The organism is Bacteroides oleiciplenus YIT 12058 (assembly GCF_000315485.1).
Lineage (GTDB): Bacteria > Bacteroidota > Bacteroidia > Bacteroidales > Bacteroidaceae > Bacteroides > Bacteroides oleiciplenus.
This window is the reverse complement of sequence record NZ_JH992940.1, coordinates 1,500,816-1,514,429: the sequence shown is the minus strand read 5'-3', so window position 1 is coordinate 1,514,429 and position 13,614 is coordinate 1,500,816. Positions and strand designations below refer to the sequence as shown.

Sequence of the window (13,614 nt, the reverse complement as noted above, 5' to 3'; positions counted from 1 at the left end):
CAAAAACTATTAATTAAGTGACAACATTAGACACTGTGGTTATGACTGAGCAGAATGACATTGAACGCTATTGCCGTAATTGCGTTTCACGCGATTTCGTAAATGGAAGAGGACTGGTTTGCAAACGTACAGGAGCTATCCCTGCTTTTCAGGGCGAATGCGAGAGCTATCAGAAAGACGAAGAGTTAGAAAAGATGGCACCCACTCCGAAACCGGAAGACTATTCAGCACATGTGGATAGGGAACAACTCCTGGCTGGAGAGAATTTATCGAAAGCAGTATTGCTGGGAGTGCTGGCATGTATTGTGGGGGCTGTGGCGTGGGCTTTGGTATCTATTTCTACCGGGTATCAAATAGGGTATATGGCCATTGGTGTAGGTTTTCTGGTAGGAATAGCGATGCGCCAGGGAAAAGGAGTACGTCCTATATTCGGTATCATTGGTGCAGCATTGGCATTGGTGAGTTGCGTTATGGGCGATTTCTTCTCTATCGTAGGCTGGGTGGCAAAGGACAATGATGTTTCCTTTATGGAAGTTCTCCTGAATGCCGATTATGGTGAGGTAATGTCAGTGGTAGTGGAGAACATAGCCTCTATGACAATCGTATTTTATGGAATAGCCCTTTATGAAGGATATAAATTATCGTTCTCTGCACAGAAAGGGCCGGAGGGTGGTAAGATTTGAATTTAATTTAGTAATTTTGCGCCCGTTATTCACGATACACTAATTATATACAGATTTAAAGATATGGAATTAGCAAGTAAGTACAACCCTGCTGACGTAGAGGGAAAGTGGTACCAATATTGGTTAGACCACAAATTATTCAGTTCAAAACCCGATGGTCGTGAGCCTTATACCATCGTCATCCCACCTCCTAACGTCACCGGTGTGTTGCACATGGGACACATGCTTAATAATACCATTCAAGATATTCTGGTACGCCGTGCCCGTATGGAAGGCAAGAATGCCTGCTGGGTGCCGGGTACCGACCATGCTTCTATTGCTACTGAGGCTAAAGTGGTGAATAAGCTTGCTGCGCAAGGCATCAAGAAAACTGACCTTACCCGTGAGGAATTCTTGAAACATGCCTGGGAGTGGACTGATGAACATGGCGGCATTATCCTAAAGCAACTTCGTAAACTGGGTGCTTCCTGTGACTGGGACCGTACTGCCTTTACTATGGATGAAAAACGTAGTGAAAGCGTGCTGAAGGTATTTGTAGACCTCTACAATAAAGGCTTGATTTACCGTGGTGTGCGTATGGTAAACTGGGATCCGAAAGCTTTGACCGCTCTCTCTGATGAGGAAGTTATCTATAAGGAAGAACATGGTAAGTTATATTATCTGCGCTATAAAGTAGAAGGTGATTCGGAAGGACGCTATGCTGTAGTGGCTACTACCCGTCCTGAAACGATTATGGGTGATACTGCTATGTGTATCAATCCGAACGATCCGAAAAACGAATGGCTAAAAGGCAAAAACGTAATTGTGCCTTTGGTGAATCGTGTTATTCCGGTGATTGAAGATGAGTATGTAGATATTGAATTCGGTACCGGTTGTTTGAAGGTTACTCCTGCCCATGATGTGAACGACTACATGCTGGGTGAGAAGTACAACTTGCCAAGCATCGATATTTTCAATGATAATGGAACGTTGAGCGAAGCTGCCGGTCTTTATATCGGCATGGATCGTTTTGACGTACGTAAGCAGATAGAGAAGGACCTCGAAGCTGCCGGTCTGTTGGACAAGGTGGAGGCTTATACTAACAAGGTAGGCTACTCTGAACGTACTAATGTAGTTATCGAGCCGAAACTCTCCATGCAATGGTTCCTGAAAATGCAGCATTTCGCAGATATGGCCTTGCCGCCGGTAATGAATGATGATTTGAAATTCTATCCCGCCAAATATAAGAATACGTATCGCTACTGGATGGAGAACATCAAGGACTGGTGTATCAGCCGTCAGTTGTGGTGGGGACATCGTATTCCGGCATATTTCCTTCCGGAAGGAGGTTACGTGGTGGCTGCTACGGAAGAAGAAGCTCTGAAGTTGGCGAAAGAAAAATCGGGTAATTCTGCTTTGACGATGGAAGATCTTCGTCAAGATGAAGACTGCCTGGATACTTGGTTTTCTTCGTGGTTGTGGCCTATCTCTTTGTTTGATGGCATTAACAATCCGGGCAATGAAGAAATTGATTATTACTATCCCACAAGTGACCTTGTGACGGGTCCGGATATTATATTCTTCTGGGTAGCCCGCATGATTATGGCAGGATATGAATATGAAGGAAAAATGCCATTCAAGAACGTATATTTTACAGGTATTGTTCGTGATAAGCAGGGACGCAAAATGTCCAAGTCTCTTGGTAACTCGCCCGATCCACTGGAGTTGATTGAGAAGTTTGGTGCCGATGGTGTGCGTATGGGTATGATGTTGGCGGCTCCTGCCGGGAATGACATATTGTTTGATGATGCACTTTGCGAGCAGGGACGTAACTTCTGTAATAAGATATGGAATGCTTTCCGTTTGGTAAGCGGTTGGACAATCGATGACAATCAGCCTGTACCCGAAGCTGCAAGACTGGCGGCATCATGGTTTGAATCCAAACAGAATGAGGTTGCTGCTGAGGTAGCTGACTTGTTTAGTAAATATCGCTTGAGCGAAGCTCTTATGGCTGTTTATAAATTGTTCTGGGATGAATTCTCTTCCTGGTACCTCGAAATTATTAAGCCGGCTTATGGGCAAGGTATCAACAGTTCAATTCATGGTGCTACGATTGGTTATTTCGATAACCTGCTTCACTTGCTTCATCCGTTCATGCCGTTCATTACCGAAGAACTCTGGCAACAGATGTATGAGCGCGAAGAAGGTGAAAGCCTCATGGTATGTCCTTTGACTATAAATACCCATGTAGACGGTGAGACTATTCGGCAATTCGAAGTGGTGAAAGAGGTGATCAGTAATGTTCGCTCTATCCGTCTGCAGAAGAATATCGCTCAGAAGGAAGCACTGGAACTGCAGGTAGTGGGTGAGAGCCCGGTTGCTGCATTCAACGCAGTTATTGCAAAGATGTGTAACCTTTCAGCTATCGAAGTGGTGGATGCCAAAGCAGATGGGGCAGCTTCATTCATGGTAGGGACAACAGAATATGCTGTGCCTTTGGGTAACATGATTGATGTGGAAGCTGAAATCATCCGTATGGAAGCCGAGCTGAAACATAAAGAAGGCTTCCTGCAAGGTGTGATGAAGAAGTTGAGCAACGAGAAGTTCGTGAATAATGCTCCTGCTGCTGTTCTTGAGATGGAACGCAAGAAGCAGGCAGATGCAGAAAGTATCATCAATTCTTTGAAAGAGAGTATTGCTGCATTGAAGAAAGCGTAAAACAACTTAGCTTATACAAGAAACAATTAGCCCTTGCAATAATTAATTATTGCAAGGGCTAACTATTTTATGCCAGGAGTAAATCTCCGGTTACTATTTATAGAATTATTTTTCCAATAAATCTTTCAGAAAATCGTCCAACTCCTCATCCAGTCCTTTCAGCAGTTCCTCATTCACGAGCAGTGTATCGTCATCCATTAGTAATAACTCGGCGACTGTTTCTTTTTCGTCATCTACCAGTACGAATGAGTAAGGTTTCAGAATCGTCAGTCTGTCGAAGTCACCGCTATTCTTCAGATTATTGAGTAAGTTGACAAGAGTGCGTTCCACACTTTCATAGAAGTCGTCTCCGTCATAAGTCAGCCATTCTTCAATGGTTATGTTTGCCAATTCTTCGTCTTCATCATCAAATACAGTCAATTCACCGGAATTTTGGTTTGCTTGCAGATGGATGTCGGTCACAATGGTTTGCTCACAGCCGCAAGTGTACTTGTCGACTGCTTGTTTAATAGTCGTTTCGAGGAGCGATAAGGATGCTTGGCTCAGTTTCATAATAGATATTCTTTCTTAATGGATGTTCAAAGGTATAAAAAAAACAATTACTCCCGCATCATTTGATTAAAAATCGTTGTTAAATCGTTGCATTTGGGCATTCAGACGGGTCATCCCTTCCTTTCGTTCCTGCAATGCATTCAAATAACGGGTCACTGTAAAGTAGTTGGGGACATCGCTGAAATCTACATTGACTTGATTTTTCTTCTCTTCTATTTTATCGATGTCATATGCCTCCTTCTGTGCTTTCAATGCCCATTCTTCGGCTTTGTAGAGGCTGTCCTGCATTTCATACCCTAAAGCTACGTTGTAGGCGGCATACATTTTCTGCTTTCCTTTTTTCTTTTTTTCATAAGTCTGCTTCCAAAGCTCGATTGCTTTTTCCCAATTGTCCTCGCGAACAAAAACGGCAGCATCGCGCATATTCACAGAACCACCCGTAAACAGATAGCGGGAAGCTGTGGTCCAGTATGGCAGTATGTGCTTGACAGGAACAGTACCTGCAAATTCAGACGCCTCTTTCAGCATATCTTCATCGGTAATGAGACCTGAGCCTGCTAAAGCCATATTAGCGCTCGTGTGTTCCCAGAATATACTGTCATTGGCGTTGACGGTTACCATCGGGCCGCTTCGCTTGGGCAGATACACTTTTACAGTAGGATACACTTTAACGTCGAGGGTGCCTACATATGCTCCCCACTCCGGCAAATACTCAATTTTGCGAAGAGAACGTATCTGTACATTTTCCAGGGCTATCAGGAAGTCCACATCCAGGCTTTCGGTAAGTTTTTCCACTTCGTTTTTGCTAAGTGTACTTTCGCGTGGAATCATGTCATTGGCGCGCAGGACGGAGTCGCAAATGACGACTTCATCGAAGTAATTCTCATGAGCAAGTGCTTCGGCCAGTGATTCTGTGGCGGTTTTGGAATCCCCGTTGAAGTAGGTCGTCTTACGTGCTACTTCTGTCTTGTCTTTTGTCTTCTCATCAGCTTCTTCTACAATCAACTGATTGTCCGGGATAGGTGGCATATTATTTACCACAGCTACACGTTTCAGGCTGGCCGGGAAACTGACTTCCGCCGGCAACATATAGTCAATGGACAGTTGCTCTATGCTTTGGCAACCACCAAAGAGTATAGCGCAGCAGACTAATAGGGAGTATGAATATTTGGTCATAAGCTTCTTCTTTATCTAAGAATAACAAAAATACGCTTTTGTATGGATATATAAAAGCCTCAAACAGTTTTTAACCGTTTGAGGCTTTTATTAGTGATTAGCGTTTAGTGATTAGCATACTTATCACTAATCACTAAGACTTAATCACTGATTACACATTCTTTCCATGACAGTTCTTGAACTTCTTACCGCTTCCGCAAGGACAAAGGTCATTACGTCCTACGGTCTTTTCCGCACGCATCGGTTCACGCTTTACTTCGCGCGTGTCGTGCTGGGCGGCTTCCTGTTGATTCGGGTCACTCAGGTCTGCTTTCTGTTCGCGATACTTGCTCATATCCTGTTTTTGTTCGGGAGCAGCTTGGCGTATTTCCTGCGGCTCCTGCACCGGAATCTGTCCGCGCATCAGGATAGAGATAGTCTGATTATTGATTTTGTTGACCATTGCGTCGAACAGATTTACAGACTCCAGTTTGTAAATCAACAACGGGTCTTTCTGCTCGTAACTTGCATTCTGCACAGAATGTTTCAGCTCATCGAGTTCACGAAGGTTTTCTTTCCATGATTCGTCGATGACGTGCAGCAGGATTGACTTTTCAAAAGCTTTCACCACTTCCTTACACTGGCTCTCATAAGCGGCTTTCAGGCTACAGGAGATATTATACATGCGCTTACCGTCCGTAATGGGGATAAGGATATTCTCATACATATGTCCTTGAGTCTCATAAACCTGCTTGATGACCGGATAAGCAATTTGTGCCATGCGGTCCGTCTTCTGTTTAAACAGTTCCATTGCCGCATTAAAGGCATTGTCTGTAAGCTTCTCTTTCTTTTCATTGCGGAATTGTTCCTCGCTGAAAGGAACCTCCATGGCAAGTGTCTGAAGGAAGTCCATTTTGCAGTTTTCGTAGTCGGGTGCTTCAACGGCAGCGGCAACGCGGTCCCAAATCATGTTGACGATATCCATACCGATACGTTCACCCATCAGGGCATGACGGCGTTTGGTGTACACAACGGTACGCTGCTTGTTCATCACGTCATCATATTCCAGCAAGCGTTTACGTACACCGAAGTTGTTTTCTTCCACCTTCTTCTGTGCACGTTCGATGGAATTGGAAATCATCTTGTGCTCAATCATTTCGCCTTCCTTGAAGCCGAGGCGGTCCATAACACCTGCGATGCGGTCGGAAGAGAACAGACGCATCAGGTCGTCTTCCAGTGACACGAAGAACACGGAAGAACCCGGGTCACCCTGACGTCCAGCACGTCCGCGCAACTGGCGGTCTACACGACGGGATTCATGACGCTCGGTACCGATGATGGCCAAACCACCCGCAGCTTTCACTTCCGGGCTCAGCTTGATATCAGTACCACGACCTGCCATGTTGGTAGCAATGGTTACTGTTCCGCTGAAACCGGCTTTCGCTACGATGTCTGCTTCCTTCTGGTGCAATTTGGCATTCAAGACGTTGTGCTCAATCTTGCGCATAGTCAACATCTTGCTCAGCATTTCGGAGATTTCTACTGATGTAGTACCTACCAGAACGGGACGTCCGGCTTGCACCAACTGTTCGATTTCTTCGATAACTGCTTTATATTTCTCGCGTTTCGTCTTGTAAACGCGGTCGTTCATGTCTTTACGGGCAATGGGGCGGTTGGTGGGGATTACCACTACGTCCAACTTGTAGATGTCCCACAACTCACCTGCTTCCGTTTCGGCAGTACCGGTCATACCCGAGAGTTTGTGATACATACGGAAGTAATTCTGCAATGTAATAGTGGCAAATGTCTGCGTGGCAGCTTCCACTTTTACGTTTTCCTTGGCTTCGATGGCCTGGTGCAAACCGTCGGAGTAGCGGCGACCTTCCATGATACGTCCGGTCTGCTCGTCCACAATCTTCACTTGACCGTCGAGAACAACGTACTCATCATTAATCTCGAACATGGTGTATGCTTTCAGCAACTGGTTGATGGTGTGCACACGCTCTGACTTGATGGCATAGTTGGTCATCAGTTCGTCCTTCTTAGCCAAACGTTCTTCGTCAGTCAGATGTGTTTCATTTTCCAGTTCGGAGAGTTGTGCGGCGATGTCGGGCAATACGAAGAGGGTAGGGTCTTCCGAGTCACCGGTGATCAAGTCCACACCTTTATCTGTCAGGTCTACACTGTTCAGTTTTTCTTCGATGACGAAGTACAACGGGTCGGTTGCTTCGTGCATACGTTTGTTGTTCTGCTCCATGTAGATTTCCTCAGTCTTCAGCATACCGGCTTTGATGCCTTGCTCACTCAGGTATTTAATCAAAGGCTTGTTTTTAGGCAATGCCTTATGACTGCGGAACAGGGCGAGAAAACCCTCTTCCTGGTCTTTCTTGTCATTAGAAGCAATGAGACGCTTGGCATCGGCCAGATATTGGGTAGCCAGTTTTTTCTGAGCTTCCACCAGGCGCTCTACGAGCGGGCGGAGTTGTTCGAACAACTGATCTTCACCTTTCGGCACAGGACCGGAAATAATCAACGGCGTACGGGCATCGTCAATCAATACGGAGTCCACCTCATCGACGATGGCATAGTTGTGCTGGCGCTGTACGAGGTCTTTCGGGCTGATGGCCATATTGTCACGCAGGTAGTCGAAACCGAATTCGTTGTTCGTACCGAACGTGATGTCTGCCAGATATGCCTGACGGCGTGCGTCAGAGTTGGGTTGGTGCTTGTCGATGCAATCCACGCTCAAGCCGTGGAACATATACAACGGTCCCATCCATTCGGAGTCACGTTTTGACAGGTAGTCGTTCACGGTCACCACATGCACACCGTTTCCGGTCAGGGCGTTGAGGAATACCGGGAGGGTAGCCACTAAGGTCTTACCTTCACCCGTTGCCATTTCGGCAATCTTACCTTTATGCAATACCACACCACCGAAGAGCTGCACGTCATAGTGCACCATGTTCCAGGTGACTTCCGTGCCGCCTGCCATCCAGTGGTTTTGATAGATTGCTTTGTCGCCCTCGATGCGTACGAAGTCTTTCGTGGCAGCCAGGTGGCGGTCGAACTCGGTAGCTGTAACTACGATTTCCTCATTTTCTGAGAAACGCTTGGCAGTCTCTTTCACAATAGAGAAGGCTACGGGTAACACTTCGTCGAGTGCTTTCTCGTAGGTTTCCAGAATGTCCTTTTCTATCTTATCTATCTGCGTGAAAACCTCTTCACGGTTTTCCAGTTCGATTTCCTCGATACCTGCTTTCAGCTCTTCTACTTTGGCGCGCTGTTCGGTGGCGGAGTTGTAGATGTAGGTTTTCAGTTCTTCTGTCTTGGCGCGTAGGGCGTCGTTATCGAGTTTGGCAACTTCCGGGTAAGCGGCTTTGATTTTGTCTACCCACGGTTGAATTTCCTTCATGTCGCGTGTGGATTTGTTGCCGAAAATCGAGCTTAATAATTCATTAAATCCCATTATATATCTGTTTTTATTATTATTTACTAAATTGATTCAGGTATAACTTTATCCCGAATACGGGGACAAAGTTACATTAAAATGCTGATTTACGAGAAGTTTGCGAATTGTTTTTGAGTAAAACACTCAACTTTCAGCTCTTAGCTCTCTAATCAGAAGTTTAGCGGAGTAGCTGTGCAAGCATTCGGGGCGCGGATGCGCATCGCACTTGACAGGGTAGGAGCTATGCGGGTAATATTGACAGGAACCCGTATGGTTTCGGGTTTCACTCCACCACCCAGGAAGATGAGCGGAGCGGGGACATCGGCATGTCGCACTACGCGATTGTCGGTGACATTTTCTTCTACAATAGTCCAGCCCGGCAATACGTCTACCAGCAGGTCGCCGGAGCGTTTGCGATGGAAAGCATTTCGTACAAGTTCAATTTGGGGCGACCAGGGACCCAGCAACAGGCGATGGGCGGAATACGCTTCATTCACCCCACTGAATTGTATCAGGAAATCGGCGGATTTGTCTTGTATCTCCGCTAAATCCAGCTGCTTGTTCTCTATGAGTTTATGGTTAAGATAAATCTGCTGGTTATGATAAGTCTCTACGTACTGCCCTTCGCCATACGTAGCCATGAGGTACATGTTCAGCAACGTGGCACAGCGGTTCAGGTGGAACTCTCCGCCCGGGATGCGGTAGAGGGCAAGGTCGGGAGCTTCGGCGTCGGCATACCCGGTGGAAGTGATGCAGAACAGCACGTTGTGCAGGCCTACTTTGCGGTCGATGAGGTCGAGTAGGGAAGCGATGCTGTTGTCCAGGCGTACATAGGTATCCTGCATCTCCATGGCACATTCCTGCGTGCTCCTATGGTTATAGTTTCCAGCATAATAGGTCAGCGCCAGCAAATCCGGAATTTCGTCTTTTGCAATAGTGCCTTTATCCAGCAGCTCTTCTGCCAGCAGATTCACCTCGTCGTTGATGAAGGGGCTGGTAATGAGCCGGCGGAATTTATTAATCCGTTCGCTGTCGAATTTATATTTGAAAGCTTGGTCCCGCCATTCCGGCAGGAAAGTATATCGAGTGATTGGGTGTACGGGTTCCCACACCATGTCGCGGATGCGGTAATCGGGTGACTTCTTTTCATTATATTGGCTCACCCACCACGGGAACTCGCTGTAATATGTAGTGCTGCACCACTTGCCTGTGTTTTCGTTCAGCCAGAAAGCGCCGTTTCCGGAGTGTCCGGCAGCCAGCACGGCTGCGTCGCGTGAAGGGGCGATGGCGTATACCAGACCTTTGTTTCGGGTGGCTATCTTCAGTTCATCGGCAATAGTGGAAGTCAGTAGTTGTGAGGGAGAGGAGTTTTCGTCGGTGAAGTTGCCCATAAAAGCGGCGTCGTCCACGCAGTTCACCGGGCGCAGCGTATTGATGTCCATCCAATGTCGGGATATAATGCCGTTCATTGAGGGCGTTGTGCCGCTGTAGATGGCAGCAATGGCGGAAGCGCGGTCTGCTCCGTTGAAGGGGAATTCGGTCTGGTAGAACACCTTTCCTTCGCGCATCAGCCTCTTGAAACCTTTCTCTCCGTATAAGGACGAAAATGCTTCCATATAATCGGTGCGCAACTGGTCAATCGTCAGCGTCACCACCAGTTTCGGGGCGGTGGGCAACGGTTGCGCTTGCAGACCGGTGAATGTTAGTGCGAGTATGGAAGTAATCAGTCCCTTTTTCATTTATCTCTTTTCTCTCTTTTTCGATGTCAAAACAAGATTGCTTGCTGAACGTACCAGCAAACAAAGTGCCAAAGGTAATACAGCTAAGTCAAATCTTTGCGGTATTATCGCCCAAAGCAGTATAAAAAGTGTTAAAACGATAAAATTAGCTACCATGTACCTGCTTTTCTGCCGTTTTCTCACCTTGTTTATCATCCACGGGAGGCAAAACAAGTGCAGAGGATGAAATACAAATAGCAGGTAATTGGGACTTACTGCCGGGTGTTGGGAGAACAAAGCGAGGAAAGCAAGGATGCATCCGGCCACTCCTGCGCAGAAAAACAAGAGTAAGTCCACTCCCCAAAGAGTCTTCTGGTGCCGTATGCCATAAATGGTGACGGCTGTCACCACGATGAACAGCAGTAGGGAAGCCTGCATCGGGGTGATGCCTCCGGAGCGGTGGTCGGCATCTGTCAGTCCGGTCACTACTATTTTCTCTTCGGCGGATACCAGCGGACGGGCCTGTCCTTCCTTATTTACGATTTGGGCTGTATTGAAGTACTCCTGCACGTAGAAAGGGATGAACATCATCAGTCTCCGGTTGATGGGCTTGTCGGCTTCGCTGCCCATGCACATGTCCATGCCGAAGCGCGACCAAGGGTGGCCTTCGCTATATTTATGCAGCAAGTCACGGAAAGAGACTCCCGTGTTGTTTTCGGTCATATTGTCAGTATATTGCAGGGAGCCGTCGATGGCGCTCTCAATTTGGTCGCGTGGGCGGGTGGCACAGTTGTCGTAGAAGAAGTTGTAGCGGTACACGCGGTTCTCCGGGCGGTAGTTCTCCTGGAGCAGGCGAACCAGATGTTCCTTTTCGTCTTGGGTGAAGTTGAGTGTCTGCTGCCAGACGTCCCGTCCCAGATAGTCGTATTCTTCGGCAAAGCGTTCGTAGCTTGTCACTCCCAATTGGTAATCCGTTTCTCCCAGGGCGAAGCGGAAGATGAAGTTGGGGGCATTGAAATTGAACATACCGTAATTGAAAACTGCATCGATGCCTTGCGTATAGTTTTCGTAGCGGATGGCGGTATGTCCGAAAAGGGAATATATCTCTCCGCCCGATGCGCACGTCAGCAGGCTGATGCGGATGGAATCGGCGCGTTGGGCTTTCAGACCGATGGCACAAAACGCGCTTATAATCAGTAAAAGGATGGTTCGTTTCATTTCGGTGCAAAGATAATGCAAACTGAAAGTAGTACAAAATAAGCTTGCCTATTTTTTGTGTCGAAGCGTTGCTTCGTTTTGTTTTCTTTAGTAAAGATCAGCCATCCACCCTGAAAATCCTACAAAATGTCGGCATTTAGAAATGATTAACGTAAGGTAATTGCATATTTATTAACTGTTTACTACATTTGCAACACTCTCTTCTCATGCAACCTATAAGAACGATTGGGGTCATCCCTGTGCTGATGAGTATCTGGAGAAAGGCAGAACTACTGATTATTAACCTGTTAAACTAAAATGAAGAGCCTCAAAATCGTATCTTATGTTTACTCCTTTGACCAACGCCATCTTCAGTGGTGCATTGTCCCCTTCCAGTTTGGAGGGGCAGCATTACATTTCTGCGCGGCTTCAGCAAGCCACGTGGAAGCTGGAAGATTTGCCGGGGGCGTCGGACGAGTTGACGGAGCGGTTGAGGGAAATATTATCCGATTGGCACGTTGACCTGCCTTACCCTTCTTTTGATTTCCTACCGTCGGCATCCCATTTCCCGGATTTCAATGCCACTGCTGCCCTCTGCCGCTTGAGGGTGGAAGAGATGGAGTATACCCTGAATGTACTTTATTGCGAGGAGCAACCCACTGTTTGCTATCGTTTCTACAGTGCCCTTCTTCGTGCCGAGGCCCGGTGGTTGAAATTGTTGCTGAAAGAGAGAATCAGCCAGTTGCGTTCCGACACTGATGCGCGTCTGTTGCTGTGCGAAGTGCTCGAAGAGGTGTACGACACCGGGGTATGGGTGGACGAAGCCTCTCGCAGAGGGCTTTCGGCTGAGTTGTGCGGACAGTTGAAGGGGGCATTGGCTTCACTATATCTGGAACTGACTATAAATTTCGGGCATTTGTTGCAGAGTGCTGATTATATGGGTTATCGGTATCTGTTCAACGATGCCCGTTACTTTCATCCTGTCCACGAGTGTGAGGTACTGAAGTATGATATTCTGCAGGCCGGAAATCGGGTGAAGCGTTTGGTCAGTATGGATATCACAGAAAAGTGTGAGGCAGATGCTATGCAACTTTATGATGATTTGGTGGCACTGCTTGCCGGGAACAAGCTGTATTCGCATACCGAAGCCTGTCTGTGGCAGGGTGTTGTGGCGCTTGAGAATTTCCTTTTCCTTCTTCGCAGCAGTTGCCGGTCCGATGATAGGATTCCTTACAGTCAGCTTGTTGACGAGCAATGGATGAGGACTTGTCTGAACGACCTGTGCAACGATCAGTATGCCGGTCATTTGCATTACAACGAGGGTCGGGGGGCTTCGCAGTGGACTTTCAGAAAGCTGAATGAGCCCTGTCTGGGATTCCTGAGTCCACTTGTTGCGTACGAGGCAAGTCTTCCCCGCATGCTACGCAGCTACCTACAGAGCAGGCAGGAGCTTTACGAACAGAACTATTCGCGTCCGTTCATATCTATTTCGTCCGACGAGAAACTTTCAATTCCGCTTTCGCGTCCGTTGGCAGTCCAGTTGCCCGATATGGGCGAAGTACATACACTCCTGGCATTTCTGTACAAAGTACCCGGCCCCAGAGGGGGCTATCTGATGAGTTCCGAACATGTTCAGTGGCTGGAAAATGATTTCCTGTCTTTTTTGCAGAGCGGCCAGATTTCACTGGCTCACAAGAACCAGGTGAAAATCCTGAAAGGGTATGTAGAGGTGCTTTACGGTCTTTTCTTTCATTATCAAAAGCACAGGGGTGGCGATAAGAAGGAATATGCGATTTTCCTTGCCTCGATGCTGGATGTGGATGCACAGCCCGAAAATCTGGTGAGTAACTATAAGAGGTATATAGAAGCCTATGAAGCATTTGTCAATAAAGAGAAGCTTCGCCTCATTTCCTGACGAGTCGTTGACGAAATCAGTTCGTCAACGATTTTTTTTATCACAAAGTAATTTATTAGGGAATTCATTCAAAACTGCTCAGAAATGAAGCTAATGATAAGTAGTACTATCTCAATTCTCCTCCTCCCGGGAGGTTGTGTAAAAAGTAAGAATCAAGTGTTCTTTGACATTTTGTATTAAAAAGGAAATGCTCTTTATCTCTTTATTTTGGAATTTCTATTGTTGTCCTTTGGCAAATGACCGCTATTA

At 46.9% G+C, this 13,614-nt stretch carries 8 protein-coding genes; 3 read left to right on the top strand and 5 right to left on the bottom strand.

All coding sequences use genetic code 11. The features are described 5' to 3' along the window. Positions 1-41 precede the first annotated feature (41 nt). Positions 42-683, top strand: coding sequence for a hypothetical protein (locus tag HMPREF9447_RS06555; protein WP_044137514.1), 642 nt, complete (start codon positions 42-44; stop codon positions 681-683). A 63-nt stretch (positions 684-746) separates the two neighbouring features. Beyond that, positions 747-3,380 carry a valine--tRNA ligase gene (locus tag HMPREF9447_RS06550; RefSeq protein ID WP_009128914.1) on the top strand — a complete coding sequence of 878 codons (2,634 nt, stop codon included), beginning with the start codon at positions 747-749 and terminating at the stop codon, positions 3,378-3,380. A 105-nt stretch (positions 3,381-3,485) separates the two neighbouring features. Here HMPREF9447_RS06550 and HMPREF9447_RS06545 read toward each other — a convergent pair whose 3' ends face one another. From HMPREF9447_RS06545 to lnb, 5 genes are all read right to left on the bottom strand, one after another. Beyond that, positions 3,486-3,932: a hypothetical protein gene (locus tag HMPREF9447_RS06545; RefSeq protein WP_009128913.1), complete on the bottom strand. Its 447-nt coding sequence runs from the start codon at positions 3,930-3,932 to the stop codon at positions 3,486-3,488. Between the two features lie 66 nt (positions 3,933-3,998). After that, on the bottom strand, positions 3,999-5,108 hold the full coding sequence (locus HMPREF9447_RS06540; RefSeq protein WP_009128912.1) for a DUF6340 family protein: 1,110 nt from the start codon (positions 5,106-5,108) through the stop codon (positions 3,999-4,001). Between the two features lie 151 nt (positions 5,109-5,259). Further along, a complete protein-coding gene (gene secA / locus HMPREF9447_RS06535) occupies positions 5,260-8,553 on the bottom strand; it encodes a preprotein translocase subunit SecA (protein WP_009128911.1) in 3,294 nt (1,097 codons plus the stop codon). Between the two features lie 152 nt (positions 8,554-8,705). After that, complete coding sequence (locus HMPREF9447_RS06530; protein WP_009128910.1) at positions 8,706-10,274, bottom strand: alkaline phosphatase family protein; 1,569 nt, start codon at positions 10,272-10,274, stop codon at positions 8,706-8,708. After that, entirely contained in the window at positions 10,275-11,471 is a 1,197-nt protein-coding gene (lnb, locus tag HMPREF9447_RS06525; RefSeq protein ID WP_009128909.1) for a lipoprotein N-acyltransferase Lnb, read from the bottom strand. It abuts the gene before it with no gap. 322 nt (positions 11,472-11,793) lie between these two features. Between lnb and HMPREF9447_RS06520 the strand changes: the two genes are divergently transcribed. Next, positions 11,794-13,365: a hypothetical protein gene (locus HMPREF9447_RS06520; protein ID WP_009128908.1), complete on the top strand. Its 1,572-nt coding sequence runs from the start codon at positions 11,794-11,796 to the stop codon at positions 13,363-13,365. Positions 13,366-13,614: the final 249 nt, after the last annotated feature.